Genomic DNA, 19,227 nt, shown 5'->3' with positions numbered 1-19,227 from the left:
TCCCTAAGTCTCTAGGGGTGAATATAGGTCTCAGTCTTCGGTTTTGAACTGGAGTCGATACAGATCAGCGTAAATTCCGCCACGCGCCAACAATTCATCATGCGTGCCTTGGTCCATCACGCGACCACGGTCCATGACGACGATACTGTCGGCATTGCGAACGGTGGACAAACGGTGCGCGATCACCAGCGTGGTGCGGCCTTCGGACAGCGTCTCTAACGCGCTTTGGACGATCTGCTCGCTCTTGGTATCCAGCGCCGATGTTGCCTCGTCCAGCAGGAGGATCGGCGTATTGCGCACGAGCGCCCGCGCAATGGCAACCCGCTGGCGTTGCCCGCCCGACAGGTTCGACCCACGGGGCCCCGCAGGGCTGTTCAGCCCATCCGACAAACGCGGCAAGAAGTCAGCCACATGGGCGGCAGTCAGCGCACGCTCAATGCTCGCCTCATCCAGATCACGACCCAAAAGGATGTTATCTCGCAGGGTTTCGTCAAACAGCGCGGCATCCTGACTGACGACAGAGAACAGCCCCCGCAGATCCGCCAATCCCATCGCGCGGTTATCAACACCGCCAATCGTCACGAGGCCAGAGGCTGGATCGACCAGACGGGTCAGCACGTTAAAGACCGTGGATTTCCCAGCACCAGACGACCCCACCAGAGCCGTCGTCTTGCCCGCCGCAGCGGTGAACGTCGCACCCTGAAGGACGGGAAGATCACCATAGGCGAGATGCACATCGTTCAGGCGGATTTCAGGGGCACCGACCGGCGCCGCAGCTACAGTCGCGGGCGAGGAAATCGCTGGTGTAATGTTCAGAATTTCGCGGACACGGTTCGCGCTGACCGCAGCGGATTGCACCACCCCAGACAATTGCCCCAAACGGCGCAGTGGGTCAAAGACCAGCGCCATCGCGGTGAAAAACGCCATGAACTCGCCCACGGTTTTGTCACCCGCGATGATCTGTGACCCGCCGTACATCAGCACCACAAAGAACCCGACGCCCGTCATCAAATCGATGATCCCAGGGATCATGGCCATGCCGAATGTCGCCTTCACCTCGGCCTGCACGCGGCCCTTGGTCAGTTTGGTGTAGCGGCCTTGTTGATAGTCTTCGAGGGTGTTGAGCTTGATCGGGTTGATGCCGTGGAACACCTCGTCGAGCTGGGTCGACATCTTTGTCGCCAATTCCCGAGCGGCTTGGGTCTTGCGGCGGATATAGCCCTGCACAGCCAGCGACGGCAGAACCAGAACGGGCAAACCGATCAGCGCAGCCAGCGTCCATTTCCAATCAAGCGACAGCGCCACACCAAAGAGCCAGATCACCGACACGCCATCGCGCACCACATTGGTGATGATGTTCGTCCAGACGGTGCCGATATTGGCAACATCCCCCTGTACTCGTTCGATCAAACTGCCCGGTGGATTGGACTGATGGAACGACATATCGAGCCGCATCAAATGCGCCAGCAGGTCACCACGCATCCATCCCGAAATCTTTTCGATCACAGATTTCATAACGACCCTCTGCGCGACCGAAGTCACAGCCCGCACGGTGAAGATCACGAAAATCGCGATACCGACCGACCACAGCGCAGAGGATTCACCTGCCACCAGCACATTGTCGAACATCGGTTTCATAACCAGTGACAACACGCCGACCATCGAGCCTTCGATCACCATCAATAGCGCAGCCCCAAGCAGGCTCCCCGATTGACGGCGGAGGTAGTTTGCCCAGAACCAGCGCAACAGGCTGCCAACGGGTAGTTTCGTGTCTGACACTGTTATCCCTTTCGGTCTCTTGTCTTCGGGATACCGATAAACCGTTCGTATGGAAAGACTTCGCCGATTGACGCGGCGGGAAGCCGCGTTAGTGTCACGGTGATTTTTGAATAGGTGATCAGAATGTCTCTTTCCAACGGCCGCCCCTACCTTGCCATCCCCGGACCTTCGGTGCTGCCGGATCGTGTGGTGCAAGCGATGATGCGGCCTTCGCCCAATATTTATCAGGGCGAGCTGGTCGATATGACCGCCACCATCCTCCCTGACCTGAAATCCGTTGCCCGCACCACGGGCCATGTGGCGATCTATATCGCCAACGGTCACGGCGTATGGGAAGCAGCGCTGTCGAACGTCCTGTCACGAGGTGATAAAATCCTCGTTCTGGTCACGGGGCGGTTCGGGCACGGCTGGGCCGAAATGGCGCGGGGTCTGCACCTCGACCTAGAGGTGATGGATTTCGGGCAGCAAGCTTCGATCGACCTGAACCAAGTCGAAACCCGCCTGAAAGCCGACACAGACCACAGCATCAAGGCCGTTCTCGCGGTTCACGTGGATACCTCAACCTCGATCAAGAACGACATTGCCGGCGTGCGTCAGGCGATGGATGCGGCGGGGCACCCTGCCGTTTTGATGGCGGATTGCATCGCGTCGATGGGCTGTGATCGGTTCGAGATGGACGCTTGGGGCGCGGATGTTACCATCGCCGCGAGCCAAAAGGGTCTGATGACCCCTGCAGGCTTGGGCTTTGTCTGGTTCAACGAACATGCGGCGGCTGCCCGTGAAGGCGCTGATCTGGCAACGCGCTACTGGGACTGGAAACCGCGCGTCTCGCCAGAGATGTTCTACCAGCACTTTGCAGGCACCCCCCCGACGCATCACCTCTTTGCGCTGCGATCCGCGCTGGACATGATCAATGAGGAAGGCATCGAACAGGTCTGGGCCCGCCATGAAACGCTCGCTCGCACGGTTTGGGCCGCGGTCGAGGCATGGGGTCAGGGTGGTGAAATGCGTCTCAACATGGCGGACCCTGCGGGGCGCGGCCACTCGGTGACTTCAATTCATCTTGGCGGCAATGACGCCGACCGCCTGCGCCACTGGTGCGAAGAACATGCGGGCGTGACGCTGGGCATTGGCCTTGGTCGTGAACCGACCTCTGCGTGGTTCCGTATCGGCCATATGGGGCACGTGAACGCGCATATGGTGCTGGGCACGCTGTCGGTGATTGATGCGGGCCTTAAGGCTCTGCAAATCCCGCATGGGGACGGCGCGCTTTCTGCGGCAACTTCGGTGGTCGCGGGGGTTTAACCCCGCGCCTCAGCCAATGTTTCAGGTAGGGCCTCGGCCAATAGGTCGAGGTCTTTTTCCGTGCCACAACTGATCCGAATACAGCGATCTTGCGGTGCCACAAACGGCATCCGCACGAAAAGCCCACGGCGCAAAAGGCCGCCTAATACCTTGCGCGCAAAATCGCCGTCCGCACCGCAATCAACGCAGACGAAATTGGTGGCAGACGGCACAGCCGTGAGGCCGTTGTCAGCAGCAATCAAGGCGATCCGTTTGCGGGCATTGGCCACCTGCCCGACCACATGGCCCAACCATTCGCGATCCTGAAAAGCGGCCAAAGCACCCGCTTGGGCCACATTCCCCATCCCGAAATGGTTCCGCACACGGTCAAAGCCCGCGATCAGCTCTTTGCCGCCAACCGCATAGCCAACTCGCAGACCTGCCAAGGCAAAGGCCTTTGAAAACGTGCGCATCCGAATGAAGCGAGGATCAACGGGCAGGTCCAAGGCAGTACCCTCGGGGGCAAAGTCGATATAGGCCTCGTCCACTATCAGCAGCGCCCCGTCGGGCAGACGATCCACCATTAGGGCGATGACCTCCCCACGGTGATGGGTGCCCATCGGGTTGTCAGGGTTCGCGATATAGATCAGCTTTGCACCAACCTCTGCGGCCTTTGCGATCAGCGCATCGGGGTCCTCATGGTCGCCCTTGAACGGGACCTTGTGCAACACGCCACCATAGCCCGCGACATGGTAGTTGAACGTCGGATAAGCCCCGTCCGAGGTCACAACTGCATCCCCTTCGGCGATCATCAACCGCACCAGCATCCCCAAGAGGCCGTCGATGCCTTCGCCAATCGCAATGTGTTCAACGGTCGTGCCGTGGTGCGCGGCAATGGCGGCCTTAAGGTCATAGCTTTCGGAATCACCATATTTCCACGCCTCAGATGCTGCGGCCTGCACGGCGGCAATGGCCTTGGGCGATGGGCCAAAGACGTTTTCATTCGCGCCAATACGCGCAGCAAAGGGACGGCCACTGGCACGCTCCATCACCTCAGCCCCGACAAAGGGCACAGTGGCAGGAAGCGATGCGATGAGCGGGGTAAAGCGGGGGGCGTTTGTCATGGTGAGCACATGGTTAACCGCCCTGCCCCACACCATGCAAGCAAAGACAAAGGGCGCGAGATTTTTCCCGCGCCCTTTGTTCAAATCATCAAAACGAACCGATTAGGCGCGTTCGGAATATTCCATCGAGTCTGTGTTCACGATGATCATCTCGTCGGTCGCAATGAACGGCGGAACCATGATGCGCACGCCGTTGTCGAGGATCGCTGGCTTGTAAGAGTTCGCAGCGGTCTGGCCTTTAACAACCGGCTCGGTCTCAACGATTTTGCAGGTGACTTTCTGCGGAATCGAAACGCCGAGAGCTTCTTCGCCGTAGTATTCGACCGTTGCGGTCATGCCGTCCTGCAGGAACGGACGACGTTCGCCCAAAAGTTCCGAGTCGATTTCGACCTGTTCAAAGGTTTCGGTATCCATGAACACCAGACGACCGTCGGTTTCATAGAGGAACTGCTGGTCCTTCTGGTCGAGGCGCACGCGCTCTACCTTGTCTTCGGACCGGAAACGTTCGTTCAGCTTGCGGCCATCACGAATGTTTTTCATTTCGACCTGCGCAAATGCGCCGCCTTTACCCGGTTTCACGTGACCCACTTTAACAGCGGCCCACAGACCGCCTTCGTGTTCAAGGATGTTACCTGGTTTAATTTCGTTACCGTTGATTTTGGGCATCGGACATTTATCTCGATTATGTGACTGGTGGTTGCCGGAAAGCGGCGAGCCCCTATATCGGAACAACAAACCGGCGTTTAGGCGCTAGATATGCCAAAACAGTGGATTTACCTATGCAGATAGTGCATAGCTGCCATTCCAAATCAAGACCCCCGAATCGGATCAAAATAGGCATATTGCGCTGCACGCCGTAACCACAAGAGCAAAAACAACAAAGGACGCGAAATGGCTGATTTCGTAGATGGCACCGCTTTCAACAACGAACAGGGCAACCGTGCACGCAAACTCTTTGCTGCTGTTGTTCTCGCCGCGTTGGATGATGCGATTGCTGATGACAAAAAGTACGGCAATGGTCCGGAACAGATCGCACGTTGGGCGCGGTCTCGTGATGGCCGTGAAGTTTTGTCCTGCGCTGGCATCGACCCGAACGAACGCGTTGTTAAGGGTCTGATGGAATTCGTTGGTAAAGGTATTCGTACCTCTGTTGCGCTGTCGCGCGAAGAGAGCGAACGCCGCAACGCTGCTGCACAAGACGAAGCCGCTTAAGGTTTCTAGTATCGGGCTTCTTGCCCACCCAAACGCAAACGCGGTCCTCTGCTCGGGCCGCGTTTTCGTTTTTAAGGGTCCGCGTGCCGCATCGGGGCTTTCGCGAACCCCTGCCCCACCGTAGAACAGGCGCCATGGCAAAGGCGATTATGATTCAGGGTGCTGGCTCCAACGTGGGGAAATCCATGGTGGTGGCTGGCCTATGTCGCGCCTTTCGCAAACGCGGCCTCTCGGTCGCGCCATTCAAACCGCAGAACATGTCGAACAACGCTGCTGTCACCTCTGACGGCGGAGAGATTGGTCGCGCGCAGGCCTTGCAGGCGCTGGCCTGCGGGTTGGCCCCGCATACCGACATGAACCCTGTCTTGCTCAAACCTGAGACGGATGTGGGCGCGCAGGTGATCGTGCAGGGCAAACGGCTGACCACGCTCAAGGCGCGTGACTACGGCAAGATGAAATCGACGCTGATGGTTTCCGTGCTCGACAGTTTTCATCGTTTGGCGCAGGCACACGACCTGATTATCATTGAGGGCGCGGGATCCCCCGCCGAGGTGAACCTGCGTGAGGGTGATATTGCGAACATGGGCTTTGCCGAAGCCGCTGGTGTCCCCGTCATCCTCTTTGGCGACATCGACCGTGGCGGCGTGATTGCGCAGCTCGTCGGCACCCACGTCATCCTACCCGAGGACGACCGCAATCGGATTAAGGGGTTTGGAATCAACAAATTCCGAGGCGACACCAGCCTCTTTGCTGAGGGGATGACAGCAATCGTAGACCATACGGGTTGGGCACCTCTGGGCATCCTGCCGTGGTTCGATCAAGCGTGGCGCCTCCCTGCCGAGGACGTGATGGACCTCAAGGGTCGTCCGGGTGGCGCGTTCAAAATCGCCGTGCCACGCCTCAATCGTATCGCGAATTTCGACGACCTCGACCCGCTGTCGGCTGAACCCAACGTGACAGTTGAGATCGTCGAAGCGGGCCGCCCACTGCCCGCAGACGCCGACCTCGTCCTGATCCCTGGCAGCAAATCGACCATCGCCGACCTCGCACATTTCCGCGCCCAAGGCTGGGATATCGACCTACAAGCCCATATCCGCCGCGGCGGTCGAGTGCTGGGCATTTGCGGCGGGTATCAGATGCTTGGCCGTGAGATCCGCGATGACGACGGGATTGAGGGCGCACCCTCGCGCGTTGCGGGCCTCGGCCATCTGGACGTGGTTACAGAAATGAAGCCGCACAAGCGCCTTACCCTATCAAACGCCCACCACATCGAAAGCGGCCAGCCCGTGACGGGCTACGAAATCCACATCGGCGAAACGGATGGCCCTGATCGGGACCGTGCGTGGCTCACCCTTGATGGACGCGGCGAAGGTGCGCAGAGCCAGAATGGCCTCGTTCAAGGCTGCTATATCCACGGTCTGTTTGCCGCTGACGGGTTCCGCGCCGAATACCTGCGCAGCTTTGGCATTCGTTCCGAGGCACAATATGACCAAAGCGTTGAGGACGCGTTGGACGCATTGGCCCAGCACATGGAAACGCATTTGGATGTGGATTTGGTGGCCGAACTGGCCGCGCCCGTGACTTATTCGAATTCCTGAGAGGACAGAACGCGGTAAATCTCACGACGGACCAGCTTGCGCACATTGCGCGTAATCCGTTCGCCCAAGGCCCCCTGCAGTTCAGAGCGGACAATCTCTGTCACCATTTGGCGCAGTTTGTCTTCGTCGATGAGGGCGCCACCGTCGAGGTATTCGTCGATCTGTCCATCGAGGTCCGATAGATCGGGATCATCGCTCGCAACGACCTGATCGTCGTCTTGCGCGGTGGATTCATCCTGCAAATCAGCGGTCAGCACATCGGCCTCGTCGATGGTCGCGCTGCGCAGCGATGGGAACGGTTCGGGAGTGTCGATCAAATCTTCGACGTTGTCGCCTTCGGGTTCCCAATCCTGATGATCTGACTTGGTAACAGCTTGTTCCAACTCAGCAATCATCTGTTCCAATTCTGTCATCGCCGAGCCCTCTTGAGGGGCCTCTTTGACAGGCGCTTGCGCGGGTTCGACCACGCGCAAGGCAGGCGTCAGAACGAATTTTTCGGGCTGCGGATCGAAATGGTCAGACTCTGCCACGTCTTCGGAAACGGGTTGCGGCGCAGGCTGCGCCGACCACTCGTTATCCGACACCAGACGGCGGATGGAAGATAGGACATCTTCGATCTCTACATTTGCGCGTTGGTCAGACATGACGATTTTCCTGCTCACTCAATGGTGAGTGTAACGAAAGCTACGCTCTCAGACAACCAACACGACGCGCTTGGCTGGGTAAATTATTCCAGCGCCTGCAAAACGCGGTCGAGCGCACGGCCTTGGGCCGAGGAACGAATGGGCGCGTTTGCAACCATGTTGTAGTGGCCGATCACATCATACTGGGTCACAGGCAGGTTCAAATGCTCTGCCGTCAAAAGACCCGTTGCGTAGAGAATGTTGTAGCTGGCCAGAACGACGTTGGCGTTTGCCTGAACCAAGTTCGCCCGCGCATCGAGCAAGGATTGTTCGGCGTTCAACACGTCAATCGTTGTGCGCGATCCAGCTGCGGCCTCTTCGCGGACACCATCAAAGGCAAGCTGTGCTGCCGCAACACCTTGGCGGTAGGCCTCCGACGCAGCCACAGCCGCACGGTAGTTCGAGAACGCGTTTGTCACGCCCTGCTCAACGCTCAGCGTTGTCAGATGCAGACCCGCACGTGCCTGATCGCGCTGTGCGTTGGCCTTGCGGACCGCACTAGAGATCGCGCCACCTGCGTAGATCGGACCAGAGACCGACACACCATAAGAGGTGCTGTCGTTAAAGCTGCCACCATCGACGCGACGTTCGGTAAAGGACGCGCTCAGATCAACGGAAGGCATATTCGACGCCTGCGCGATGCGGACACCCAATTCAGCCGCAGCAATCGCGTGCTGAACGGACACGATGGAGGGATGTTCGCGAAGTGCATATTCGGTTGCCGCATCCTGCGTCATACCAACATCTGCACGCGGCGCGCTTTGCAGCGAAACAGGGGCTGTGCCGACGGCGACACGATATTGTTCTTGGGCTTGGATCAAATCACCCTGCGCAACGGCCAAAAGGCTGCGCGCAGAGGCAAGCTGCGCTTCGGCCAACGACACATCGGTACGGGTCACTTCACCTACGCTGAACCGGTCCTGCGCCGCACGCAGTTCTTCGGACAGCACGCGGACGTTCGATTGACGCAGGTTTACGAATTCTTGCGCCGTGCGCACACCCAGATAGGCGGACACTGCATTCAGAAGAACGTTTTGCTCTGCCGCGATAAGGTCTTCGCGGGCTCCCAGAACAAGCTCTTTGCTTGCATCAAGCGCCAGTTTGTTCGCGCCGCCTTGATACAGGGTGAGTTGCGAAATCAAGGAGTAGGTTTCAGTCCAATACTCAGCGCCGGTATTGTCAGGCGAATGCGTCGCGTTCGCGCTGTATGACAACGTGGGCCGCAAAGACGCCATGGCAGAGGCCACATCTTCGTCGGCAGCACGCAGAACCGCGCGATTTTGGTCCAAAAGACCACTGGAATTATACGCCGAGACCAATGCGCCGCCCAGCGTTTCAGCAAAGGCAGCGGGAGAGGCAATAATCAGCGCGACGACGGCGGCCGCAGAGGCAAAAGTTTTTCGAATCATAACAATTCCTTTATGCTTTTGGGCCTCTTCGCGCAACCGCCGAAATCGCGGCAAATTGTCAAAGGGCGAATTCTGCTTTCTTAGCGAACCCAGTCAGAGCAGGCGCGCCAGCGTTAAACGCCATACGCCAGTTGATCCGTTGGTCCATTTTGTAACCAATACGGACAACGCCCAGATCGCCTTCTGCAAAGATAGATACGATGCGACCACCGTCTTTCAACTGCGCGAGCAGAGAATCAGGCAGCACCTCAACAGCGCCTTGCAGGATGATGACGTCATAAGGACCCGACTTTGCAGCCCCCTCAGCCAGAGCGCCCGAGATGATCGCCGCGTTGTCGATGCCCTGCTCAGAGAGAATCGATTGAGCTTCTTCTGCGCGGGATTCGTCGTCTTCGACGCCGATCACGAACTCTGCCATGTGCGCAAGAACCGCGGTGGAGTAGCCCAGACCCGGCGCGATATCGAGGATCACTTCGGTCGGTTTGATGTCCAAAACATCGAGCATCTTAGCCAATGTGCGCGGCTCCAGCAGCACGCGACCGCCTCCAATATCGAGGTTTTCGCCAATATAGGCGGCCTCTCGCATCGAAGAGGGCACGAACGCCTCACGTGGAACCGATAGCATCGCATCGATGATCGGGAATTTTGTAACGTCCGAAGGACGTACTTGGGTGTCGACCATCATGGTCCGGCGGGTGGTATAATCTGCCACGGTCTAAACTCTTTCGTTCAGTTCCAATTGGGGTCTTGCCATATCTACCCCGAACGATCAACGGCGGAAAGGTAAAGATTCCACGAAAGCACACGCTTGCACCCCAGAACGAAGTTGTATAGATCACCCGCACCACTGGCGGCGAGTTGGCGGAGTGGTGACGCAGCGGATTGCAAATCCGTGTACAGGAGTTCGATTCTCCTACTCGCCTCCACTGGGTATCCCCCTGAAAATTGTGACCTATTTGCCCGCGTAGCCGTAATAGCCATCGTATCGGTAAGATTTTTCGCGGCCCTCGTAGCAGTTGAGAACCGTGACCACTTCGGTGTCGCTGGGCAATGAGTCGGTCAGTTGGTCGAAACAGGTGCGCAGTTCGGATTGTTTGGTGATGCCGTGGCGGACACAAAGGACCGCACAATCGGCCAGCGGCGCGATGTAGCGGGCATCGACCACTGGAACGAGCGGCGCTGTGTCGATGATAATCACGTCCAAGGCCCCGCGAGCATTTGAGATCAGATCGCGGAACGTGGTGGATTGCAGCGGTGCATCGGTCGGGACCATCGACCGTCGGCGCCCCATCATCACGCCCAGCGAGGATTTCGGATCGGCGTCATAGAACGCCTCATCTCCGTCGACCTCATCCAAGAGGTAATCGAGAATCCCGTGCTTTGGTTCACAGCCGATAAAGCTGTGCTGGCTCGGGTTACGAAGATCGGCGTCGATCAACAGCGTCTTTTTGCCCGCCGCCGCATAGGTTCGCGCAAGGGCGAGCGCGGTGGTCGATTTCCCTTCGGCAGGAACGGAAGAGCACACCATGATCACCTTCCCCTTCCCCGGATCGTCAGGCCAAGCGCGGTCAACGGCAGCGCGTAGTCGACGAAAGGATTCCGCGATCAGCGACATCGGTTCATTCACAACTTTATCCGCGACCGTTTTTTGATCGGCAGGCAGCGACTCACGCGGAATCACAGCGCCGACGCGAGCGGGCAGCAGATTACCCAACTGAATGGCCGAGGTGACGCCGCCGACAAAATATTCATAGGCAAAGGCCAGCGTGATCCCGCCACCGATCCCTGCAAAGAGCGCGAGGGCGAGGATCAGTTTTTTGTTCGGGTAGGACGGTTGGCGCGGCGGAAGGGCCTCGGACACGACACGGCTATCCGCGATCTGAACCAATGCCTGCGTTTCAATCTCGCGCAGCCGCAAGAGCATCGTGTCATATTGGCGCTGCGCGATCTGGGCCTCTTGTTGCAGACTATAGACTTCTGTCAGCGTTTGCGGACTGAGCGGGCTAGAGAGCAATTCGGTCTGCAATTGGGCCCGCAGATCGGCTTCGGCCGTCTCGTATCCCGTCACACTCGCATCGAGTTGCGACACGGCCCGCGCGCCCTCTGTCGCGATCCGCGCCTCTAGATCGGCGAGCCCAGCGGCAAGGTCGATAGCCTCTGCCGCGCCTTCAGTGCTACCTGCGATCTGACGGGCCAACACGCTGCGCTGTTCGGTCAGCGCACTAAGCGTCGCATCACCGATTTCATTGGCGAGCCTGTCAAAATCTGACGCCTCCAACGCGGCTCGTGCCCGCGTTTGCGCCTGAAGCAGTTCGACCCGCGTGGCGGCGGCGGCAGTCATCTGATCTCGCAGGTTTTCGACGGCCATCGATCCAGACTCGGCCATCAACCGATCAAGGTTTCGGTTGATATAGTCCGAAAACGCTCCATCGGTCGCAGCCAGTTGCGTCTGTGCCAGATCGAGCTGCGCCCGCAAAATATCGCGCCCCGCCAATGCGTCCTGCACTTTCGCATCGAGTTGTCTGCGAATGTATGTCTGCGCGTGGGCGTTCGCGACCTCTGCCGCGCGGGTCGGATGTTCCGAGGTAAATGACACGGCGACAAGGTAGGTCAGCCCCCGACGCCGCACCGACATCGCATCATTGAACCGCCCCAAGGTCGCCTGCACCACCTCTAGCCCCGTCGGCGACTCTGGCAGTTCTAATCCAATCGCCTGTTTCGCGCGGTCCGTCAGGCTCAGCGACACGCCGAATTCATCGGTCAGGTAAAGTTCGGTATCGCGGATCGTATCGAGCGCGAGGCTGCTGGAGCGCAATTTCTCAACCTCGCTCTCCAGCCGCGCATCCGCCATAGTCGCCGCCGCCCGCTGAGCGTCCTGCGGATCGAGCAGACTGCGGCCCGCAGGGTCCACTTCGATCAAAGCCGTCGCGGTGTAGAGCGGCACAGCGCGGGCCAAAAAGAGAAACGCGATTGTCAAAAAGACAAAGATCGTGATCCCGATCAGCCGCACCTGACGCTGCAGGATCGACAATAGGTCCTTGATATCAATCGTCTCTCGCGAGGGCGTCGTCATTCTGAACACTCGGCACTTGGGGCTTCAGAACGGGTTTTGGCCCAAATTGTTTTAAATTTGGTTTATTTAGGCTTGGTTGAGAGAAAGGTGGGGGTGCATCCCCCGGCCAGAAGCCGAACGGCCGTCAAAACCCCCGTCTTATAAGCACCTGTATCAATCGAAATGCGGTTTGGGCGAATGCAGGGTTCGTCTTCGATCACATGGCCGTGGATCAAGATGCGCCTCGACTTTGCCCGATCAGCCAGCGCGGGATCGCCCCACATGAGGGTCTGCGCGTCCTGCCGCGCGTCAGTCTGATCAAGGTTATAAGACGCATGGGCAAAGACATAATCGCCAACGGTCAGCGAAAGCGGCAGGCCCATGAGAAAATCACGATGATCGGGCGGGATGATCGTCGTCAGCTGATGCTGCAACCTCATAGTCGGCGGCATCACCTCACCCAGATGCAAACCGTAAGAGGCCAACGTCTCAGCACCGCCACAGTCCAACCACGCCCGATTGCCCGCTGGATCGTCCAAAAAACGACACATCATATCGTCATGGTTTCCACAGAGAATAACGCGTTGGATCCCTGCAGGATCAGGCGCAAGAAGGTGATCGATTAGCCCCGATACCCCTGCCGAGCGGTCCACAATGTCACCGAGAATAACCAGCAGCTTTGGCCCATCAATCGACGCGGCGTCCTCTATGATCTGTTGCTCTATCTGGTGATAGAGATCGAACCGCCCATGAATATCGCCCACGGCATAGATCGCGGCTGGCATGGTCGGCAGGTGCAGCATCCGCCGCGATGTTTTGCGCCAACGCCCAATCATCCGCCCCCCGCCCTGCGGAACCGCGCCACGCCCAGCGCGATTAGGGCAACAAAGAGGTAGACGTTCCCCGCGACCTCAAGGCTGAAATCCCCCGACGCATGAACCGCGACCGTTACTGTGGCCCCTATTGCCGCCGCTGAGGTCGCGAATCCGTCCGATCTGCGCATCAAGTTTCTCCACGCTTTGACGACCGCGATGGCAACCGCGACCATCGGAAGGCTGCCCGCGATCAGTCCCAGTTCGACCCAAAGGGCCAGATAGGTATTGTGCGTCCGATCCCAGACCAAGGACGGGTCCAGCGCGGGGTCATGGTACAGCTCGAACGCATCGGGAAACCCGTCCAACCCAAAACCCATCAGGGGGCGGTGGGCGATCATCCCAATGACCTCGCGGTAGAGTTCAAACCGATCAATGCTGCCCGCAACAGTGAGAATCGATCGATCCAACAGCCCTTGCCCCATGACCAAAAGGATCGCCGATAGGGTAACACCACCAAAGACCAAGACACGCCAGATATGGCCGCGCTTCATCCGCTCCGCCTTGGCCATCATGAGGCCAAGAGTGACAGCGGCCCCCACAACGGTCGCCAAGCCCCCCAATCGCGACTGCGTGGCAAACACCGTGGCTAAAATCACCGTCGTTGCCGTCGCCAAGGCCACGACGTCCAGCTTGTGAGGCGACCACGCCTTGGGACCAGCGGGCATGCGGATCGACGGCGCGAAGGCGCGCCGGACCGTCAGCGCGACACCCAACGACACCCCCATCCCGAGAAACGTTGCAAAAGCGTTGCGGTTAATAAACGTTCCCGTGGCCGACCCCACGTAGTCCAATTTGTCACCCCAAAAGTGGATATCGCCGAAGAACGACAGCGCCAGCAGCCCCCAAACCGCATGGGCAAAGAGCCCCCAGAACAACAGTGTCGCCATCTGGGTCAAGCGCGCGGCACTATCGCCCACGCTGATCAAGAGCCAGAACATCAGCAGGTAGCCCGCCATCCGCACCAACGCGAGGATCGTAGCACTACGGTTGATCGTCCAAAAATCAGGCCAGAGGTCGGGCGGCAAAGCCCCTGTCGGATCGAACCCCAGCGGCAAAAGTTGCACAAATGCAAAACCTATCGCGACCACGGCGGGTAGGATAATCGCCATCTGCCCTTTCACAAGATCGACGTGGCAACGGCTGCACATGATCTGAGCCACCCCATAGAGCAACCCCAGGACAGCCAAACTCAGCGTCATCAAGAGCCACACAAGCGGACGATCCCCGCCCGCGGCGACAGCGGACAGGAGGACGAGGACGATCAACAAGGGGCCGTAGACGTTAGACAGCCACCCACTGCGGGCGGGGCGATATGGCTGGGCCGCGCCAACATCTTCAAAGGTGAACACGATTTACCCCCATCATCCTTGCATCGCCTCTTCGGCGAGCCGATCCCTAAGCGATTGTAGAAAATCAGCATTTCCTGATTGATCTTGCAGCAAAGCGACCAACCAATCGCGGTGTTCTGGGTGGTATAGAAAGTAATCGACCAAATAGTCGCGATAGCCTGCAGAGCCGAGGATCAGGATCGCGTCCGCCTCATCGCCATGGTTAAACGGTCTCTCTGTGGCCAACTGGTAGGCAAAGCCCAGACGTCGCAGCGCCAATCCGCCCTCATTCGGGCCCGTGATCCGCGACAAGGCTTTGGCATAGATCGCCTCTTCGGTGTCGCCCAAAGTGTATAGCGCCGCCGCCCGCGCCTGATGCGCTGCTGACATGGTCGGCACGCTATCCAAAATCGCCTCAGCCCGCGCCAGACACGCCCGCGCGACTCGGGTTCTGTCCTGCGGTTCCGCGTCAAGCGCGGCGGTCGAAAACAACGCGTCACAGGACCACATTTGACCGACCTGCACGAACCGCGACCGTGCGGGCGGAAGGGCGCCATCCCGCGTAGCCTCATCCAACTCCGCGAAATCGCGAAAATAGGTAAAGAGGCCGGCATGCTCTGACCGGATCATCGGCAAGGTCACCACGATCATTCCCATAGAGATGGCGATCAACAAAACTCTTAGCACTGAACATCTTTCCAACAGCGGGGCGCGAGACAGAAAACAACCATAGAAGGAATCACTGACAAGAAAATATCAAGCAAAGACCGCATATTTGGTTAACGCGGGCGATGATCTTCGACATTCCTCTAAGGATCAAATTTTAGCTTATTTTTAAGGACTTTCTGTCACTGGGTGGTTTGAGAAAATCCACGATTTATGCAACAACAGGTTCAGGTTTGCGTTCAGGAGTGTGAAATGCGTTCAATTATGATCAGTGCAATTATCGCCTTATTTTTCGCCCCTAGTGCGCAGGCAAAGAGCTTTTCCAGCCAGTTGGACCGCGGGTATCTCGTTCGCACCATGTTGCAGCAATCGAATCGCCAAAGGGTTGTATCGCCTGTTCGCGAAATTATGCGATCCTATGGGCGTGAGTGGGACGACGATCGGGGCCGGTCGAACAATCGCGGGAACCGATACGGGCGTGACGATGACCACGGTCCACGATTCCCCGTCCCGCGTCGCCCGCGCAATTGTAGTCCGCATTAACCATCGGTGACGGTCGCGTGATACGCTTGCCCCTCGCGCGGCGGTGGTTTTCCCGATAAAGACGCCGCATGACCGATTTAGATATCTTCCTCTCCGTTGCCCCTGGCCTTGAAACCGTCCTCGCTGAAGAAGCTGTTGCGGCGGGCTTTGCCGATCCCGTCACCAGCATGGGCGGGGTGAGTTTTCGCGGAACATGGGCGGATGTGTGGCGCGCCAACCTACAGCTGCGCGGTGCCGCGCGGGTTCTGGTGCGGATCGGGTCGTTTCGGGTGATGCACCTTGCCCAGCTCGACAAACGGGCGCGGAAATTTCCGTGGGGCGATGTGCTGCGTCAGGACGTGCCGCTCAAGGTCGAAGTCACCTGCCGCAAGTCCAAGATTTACCACGACAAGGCCGCCCGCCAACGGATCGAATCCGCCCTGACCGAAGATTTCGGCGCGACGCTAGCAGAGGATGCCCCGATCACCGTGAAAGTTCGGATCGAGGACGACCTCTGCACGATCAGCATCGATACCTCGGGCGAAAGCCTGCACAAACGCGGACACAAATCCTTTGTCGGTAAGGCACCGATGCGCGAAAACCTCGCGGCGCTGTTCCTGCGGCAGATGGGTTATGATGGGTCCGAACCCGTCGTGGACCCGATGTGCGGCTCTGGCACCTTTGTGATTGAGGCCGCCCAAATCGCGGCGGGCCTGATCCCTGGATGTGATCGCAACTTTGCCTTTGAACTGCTGTCAAATTTTGACGCCGCCGCATGGGATGCGATGCGCGCGACGACGCCGACGGAACGGCCCGCGCTGACCTTCTACGGGTCCGACCGCGATGCAGGGGCCGTCAAAGGCGCTAAGGAAAACGCCGAACGCGCGGGCGTCGCCGATATGGTGACTTTTGCCAATCATGCGGTCAGCGACTTGCCTTGTCCCGAAGGGCCAAAGGGCATCGTGATCGTTAACCCGCCCTACGGTGCCCGCATCGGCAATAAGAAACTGCTCTATGCAGTCTATGGCGCCTTGGGCAAAACGCTGCTGGAACGGTTCAGCGGTTGGCGCGTTGGGATCATCACCTCAGAACCTGCTCTCGCCCATACAACTGGCCTGAAATTCCTGCCCGAAAACAAACCCGTGTCGCACGGCGGGTTGCGTATTCAGTTGTGGCAAACAGCGCCCCTGCCCTAAGCGCGACAATACGCCCGCCAAAAATCGTTCGGTATACAATGGCACACATTGACTTGAGTGCCTTTGTTTATTAAGCGGAACGCAACCGCACGGGCGTTCTGCGCCTTTGTATTTTTGCCCTACGCGCCAGCGACAACAGCGGAGAAGCGACCCATGGCCAACACCCCCGACATTATCTACACCACCGTAGACGAAGCCCCCGAACTGGCGAGCGCATCGCTCTTGCCGATCATTCGGTCGTTTGCTGGCGCTGCCGGTATCACCGTAGAAACCCGCAATATCTCGGTCGCGGCTCGTATCCTGTCGGCGTTCCCCGAGTTCCTGACCGAAGAGCAGCGCGTCAATGACGACCTCGCAGAGCTGGGCGAACTGGTGAAAACACCCGAAGCAAACGTCATCAAACTGCCGAACGTGTCCGCATCGGTTCCGCAGCTCGTTGCGGCGATCAAAGAACTTCAGGGCCAAGGCTACGCGATCCCAGCCTACCCGACCGACCCGCAATCGGACGAAGAAAAGCAAATTCAGGCACGCTACGACGCGATCAAGGGCTCTGCTGTGAACCCTGTTCTGCGCGAAGGTAACTCTGACCGTCGTTCGGCTAAGGCTGTTAAAGAATACGCAAAAGCCAACCCGCATTCGATGGGTGAGTGGAAATCGACCTCGAAAACCTGCGTTGCGTCGATGCCGGGCAATGACTTCTTTGCGAATGAAACTTCGACCACGATCACCGCAGCCCAAGCTGGCGGCGCGAAAATCGTTCACACCGCAGAAGACGGTACCGAGACCGTTCTGAAATCGGGCCTGAAGTATCAAGACGGCGAAATCGTCGATGCGACATTCCTGTCGGCGGCTGCGCTGCGTGACTTCGTAAAGGCAGAGATCGACAGCATGGAACCGGGCGTTCTGTTCTCGGTCCACTTGAAAGCCACCATGATGAAGGTCTCGGACCCGATCATCTTTGGTCACTTCGTATCGGTCTACCTCGAAGACTTCATCGCGAAACATGGCGCGAAACTGGACGCTTTGGGCTGGAACCCGAACGGCGGCATCGGCGATCTGGAAAAACTGATCGCTGGCGATGCAGAGCTGCAAGCTGACCTCAAGGCGACCCTCGCTGCACGTCCTGCGATGTATATGGTCGACAGCGACAAAGGCATCACCAACCTGCACGTGCCGTCCGACGTGATCATCGACGCATCCATGCCTGCTGTGATCCGCGCTGGCGGCATCGGCTGGGGTCCTGACGGCAAAGCGGCTGACACCAAATGCTGCATTCCGGATAACTCCTATGCAGGCGTTTACGACGAGACCATCAACTACTTCAAAGAAACCGGCAAACTGGACGTCACCACCTGTGGCGCAGTGTCCAACGTTGGTCTGATGGCGCAAAAAGCCGAAGAATACGGCTCGCACCCGACCACCTTTGAAATCGCGGCCAAAGGCACCGTTCGTATCGTTCTCGACAACGGCGACGTGATCTCTGAGCACGCAGTTGAAAAAGGCGACATCTGGCGTTCGGCAACCGCGAAAAAAGCACCGATCATGGACTGGATCCAACTCGCGATCCGCCGCACTAAGGCAACTGGTCTGGCTGCGTTCTGGCTCGATGCGAACCGTGCACACGATGCTGAACTGATCAAATACGTTGAGCCCGCGCTCAAAGAAGCAGGTATCGACATTCCGATCATGGCACCGCGTGAAGCCACCCGCTTTACCCTCCTGGAAATGCGCAAAGGCAATGACGTCGTCACCATCACCGGTAACGTTCTGCGCGACTACCTGACCGACCTCTTCCCGATCCTCGAACTGGGCACCTCGGCAAAGATGCTGTCGATCGTATCCCTGATGCAGGGCGGCGGTCTGTTTGAAACGGGCGCTGGTGGTTCGGCTCCGAAACACGTTCAGCAGTTGATGGAAGAAAACCACCTGCGTTGGGACAGCCTCGGCGAATTCTGTGCGCTGGGTGAATCGTTCAAGTTCCTCGCCGACAAAGGCATGGCCAAGGCTGGCGTCATCGGTGCCGCGATTGAGGATGCGACCCAGAAAGTTCTCGAGAACAACAACTCGCCAGAGCGCAAAGTGGGTCAGGCCGACAACCGTTCGTCCCACTACTGGTTCGCGCGTTACTGGGCGGATGCAATGGCCGCACAGTCGGACGACGCTGATCTGGCAGCGCATTTCGCACCGATCGCAAAGGCTCTGGCCGACGGCGAAGCAGCGATCCTCGCCGAACTGAAAGCAGGCGAAGGCAAGCCAGTTGATCTGGGTGGCTACTACCACGCAGACGTCGCCAAGGTCGCAGCCGTGATGCGTCCCTCGGCAACGCTGAATGCCATCATCGGCTAATTCAGATTGAAATACTGATAGAAGGGCGGGGTTTTCCCCGCCCTTTTTCGTTCTCGAGGTTGGAAAAGTAGAATTTACATTCCATTAACCGCCCTTTGATATGCCCCCTCGAACGACCGTCACGGTGCATTAGCACGGTCGTAAACTTTTTTT

The 19,227-nt window shown here is 58.4% G+C and carries 15 protein-coding genes and 1 tRNA gene; 6 read left to right on the top strand and 10 right to left on the bottom strand.

The window, feature by feature from the left end; all coding sequences use genetic code 11:
- Positions 1-30: 30 nt before the first annotated feature.
- A complete protein-coding gene (locus BSK21_RS03240; RefSeq protein ID WP_231924782.1) occupies positions 31-1,779 on the bottom strand; it encodes an ABC transporter ATP-binding protein in 1,749 nt (582 codons plus the stop codon).
- Between the two features lie 123 nt (positions 1,780-1,902).
- Between BSK21_RS03240 and BSK21_RS03235 the strand changes: the two genes are divergently transcribed.
- Complete coding sequence (locus tag BSK21_RS03235) at positions 1,903-3,084, top strand: alanine--glyoxylate aminotransferase family protein (protein WP_067549784.1); 1,182 nt, start codon at positions 1,903-1,905, stop codon at positions 3,082-3,084.
- Here the strand turns inward: BSK21_RS03235 and BSK21_RS03230 are convergent.
- On the bottom strand, positions 3,081-4,187 hold the full coding sequence (locus BSK21_RS03230) for a pyridoxal phosphate-dependent aminotransferase (protein ID WP_067550520.1): 1,107 nt from the start codon (positions 4,185-4,187) through the stop codon (positions 3,081-3,083). The genes BSK21_RS03235 and BSK21_RS03230 overlap by 4 nt on opposite strands.
- Positions 4,188-4,289: 102 nt before the next feature.
- The gene (gene efp / locus BSK21_RS03225) at positions 4,290-4,853 is read right to left on the bottom strand and encodes an elongation factor P (RefSeq protein WP_067549786.1); all 564 of its coding nucleotides are present in this window, start codon (positions 4,851-4,853) and stop codon (positions 4,290-4,292) included.
- A 225-nt stretch (positions 4,854-5,078) separates the two neighbouring features.
- On the opposite strand from efp, the gene BSK21_RS03220 reads away from it, so the two are divergent.
- Positions 5,079-5,399, top strand: coding sequence for a DUF6280 family protein (locus BSK21_RS03220; protein ID WP_067549788.1), 321 nt, complete (start codon positions 5,079-5,081; stop codon positions 5,397-5,399).
- A 134-nt stretch (positions 5,400-5,533) separates the two neighbouring features.
- Entirely contained in the window at positions 5,534-6,997 is a 1,464-nt protein-coding gene (locus BSK21_RS03215; protein ID WP_067549790.1) for a cobyric acid synthase, read from the top strand.
- Here the strand turns inward: BSK21_RS03215 and BSK21_RS03210 are convergent.
- The 3 genes from BSK21_RS03210 to BSK21_RS03200 all read right to left on the bottom strand — a co-directional run bounded on the left by BSK21_RS03210 (position 6,982) and on the right by BSK21_RS03200 (position 9,801).
- Complete coding sequence (locus BSK21_RS03210; RefSeq protein ID WP_067549792.1) at positions 6,982-7,641, bottom strand: hypothetical protein; 660 nt, start codon at positions 7,639-7,641, stop codon at positions 6,982-6,984. The genes BSK21_RS03215 and BSK21_RS03210 overlap by 16 nt on opposite strands.
- Positions 7,642-7,724: 83 nt before the next feature.
- On the bottom strand, positions 7,725-9,089 hold the full coding sequence (locus BSK21_RS03205; protein WP_067549798.1) for a TolC family outer membrane protein: 1,365 nt from the start codon (positions 9,087-9,089) through the stop codon (positions 7,725-7,727).
- Between the two features lie 58 nt (positions 9,090-9,147).
- Entirely contained in the window at positions 9,148-9,801 is a 654-nt protein-coding gene (locus BSK21_RS03200) for a protein-L-isoaspartate O-methyltransferase (protein WP_067549799.1), read from the bottom strand.
- Between the two features lie 140 nt (positions 9,802-9,941).
- Between BSK21_RS03200 and BSK21_RS03195 the strand changes: the two genes are divergently transcribed.
- A tRNA-Cys gene (locus tag BSK21_RS03195) sits at positions 9,942-10,015 on the top strand.
- A gap of 26 nt (positions 10,016-10,041) precedes the next feature.
- Here BSK21_RS03195 and BSK21_RS03190 read toward each other — a convergent pair.
- The 4 genes from BSK21_RS03190 to BSK21_RS03175 all read right to left on the bottom strand — a co-directional run bounded on the left by BSK21_RS03190 (position 10,042) and on the right by BSK21_RS03175 (position 15,016).
- Complete coding sequence (locus BSK21_RS03190; protein ID WP_067549801.1) at positions 10,042-12,162, bottom strand: GNVR domain-containing protein; 2,121 nt, start codon at positions 12,160-12,162, stop codon at positions 10,042-10,044.
- 62 nt (positions 12,163-12,224) lie between these two features.
- Positions 12,225-12,977 carry a metallophosphoesterase gene (locus BSK21_RS03185; protein WP_067549803.1) on the bottom strand — a complete coding sequence of 251 codons (753 nt, stop codon included), beginning with the start codon at positions 12,975-12,977 and terminating at the stop codon, positions 12,225-12,227.
- The gene (locus tag BSK21_RS03180; protein WP_067549805.1) at positions 12,974-14,365 is read right to left on the bottom strand and encodes an O-antigen ligase; all 1,392 of its coding nucleotides are present in this window, start codon (positions 14,363-14,365) and stop codon (positions 12,974-12,976) included. The genes BSK21_RS03185 and BSK21_RS03180 overlap by 4 nt, the downstream gene beginning before the upstream one ends.
- 12 nt (positions 14,366-14,377) lie before the next feature.
- Positions 14,378-15,016, bottom strand: coding sequence for a hypothetical protein (locus BSK21_RS03175; RefSeq protein ID WP_156529573.1), 639 nt, complete (start codon positions 15,014-15,016; stop codon positions 14,378-14,380).
- A 605-nt stretch (positions 15,017-15,621) separates the two neighbouring features.
- Between BSK21_RS03175 and BSK21_RS03170 the strand changes: the two genes are divergently transcribed.
- Together BSK21_RS03170 and BSK21_RS03165 are read left to right on the top strand one after the other, a co-directional pair.
- The gene (locus BSK21_RS03170) at positions 15,622-16,728 is read left to right on the top strand and encodes a class I SAM-dependent RNA methyltransferase (RefSeq protein ID WP_067549809.1); all 1,107 of its coding nucleotides are present in this window, start codon (positions 15,622-15,624) and stop codon (positions 16,726-16,728) included.
- 153 nt (positions 16,729-16,881) lie between these two features.
- On the top strand, positions 16,882-19,074 hold the full coding sequence (locus BSK21_RS03165) for an NADP-dependent isocitrate dehydrogenase (RefSeq protein WP_074038953.1): 2,193 nt from the start codon (positions 16,882-16,884) through the stop codon (positions 19,072-19,074).
- The last annotated feature ends 153 nt before the right edge of the window (positions 19,075-19,227 follow it).

Origin of the sequence: Marivivens sp. JLT3646, assembly GCF_001908835.1 — a bacterium.
Classification (GTDB): Bacteria; Pseudomonadota; Alphaproteobacteria; order Rhodobacterales; family Rhodobacteraceae; genus Marivivens; species Marivivens geojensis.
The sequence above is the reverse complement of the archived record's forward strand: the minus strand, read 5'-3'. Positions and strand labels throughout refer to the sequence as shown.

Coding starts and splice junctions, on each gene's coding strand:
- BSK21_RS03235 (WP_067549784.1), top strand. CDS start 1,903: ATGTCTCTTTCCAACGGCCGCCCCTACCTTGCCATCCCCGGACCTTCG.
- BSK21_RS03230 (WP_067550520.1), bottom strand. CDS start 4,187: ATGACAAACGCCCCCCGCTTTACCCCGCTCATCGCATCGCTTCCTGCC.
- efp (WP_067549786.1), bottom strand. CDS start 4,853: ATGCCCAAAATCAACGGTAACGAAATTAAACCAGGTAACATCCTTGAA.
- BSK21_RS03220 (WP_067549788.1), top strand. CDS start 5,079: ATGGCTGATTTCGTAGATGGCACCGCTTTCAACAACGAACAGGGCAAC.
- BSK21_RS03215 (WP_067549790.1), top strand. CDS start 5,534: ATGGCAAAGGCGATTATGATTCAGGGTGCTGGCTCCAACGTGGGGAAA.
- BSK21_RS03210 (WP_067549792.1), bottom strand. CDS start 7,641: ATGTCTGACCAACGCGCAAATGTAGAGATCGAAGATGTCCTATCTTCC.
- BSK21_RS03205 (WP_067549798.1), bottom strand. CDS start 9,089: ATGATTCGAAAAACTTTTGCCTCTGCGGCCGCCGTCGTCGCGCTGATT.
- BSK21_RS03190 (WP_067549801.1), bottom strand. CDS start 12,162: ATGACGACGCCCTCGCGAGAGACGATTGATATCAAGGACCTATTGTCG.
- BSK21_RS03185 (WP_067549803.1), bottom strand. CDS start 12,977: ATGATTGGGCGTTGGCGCAAAACATCGCGGCGGATGCTGCACCTGCCG.
- BSK21_RS03170 (WP_067549809.1), top strand. CDS start 15,622: ATGACCGATTTAGATATCTTCCTCTCCGTTGCCCCTGGCCTTGAAACC.
- BSK21_RS03165 (WP_074038953.1), top strand. CDS start 16,882: ATGGCCAACACCCCCGACATTATCTACACCACCGTAGACGAAGCCCCC.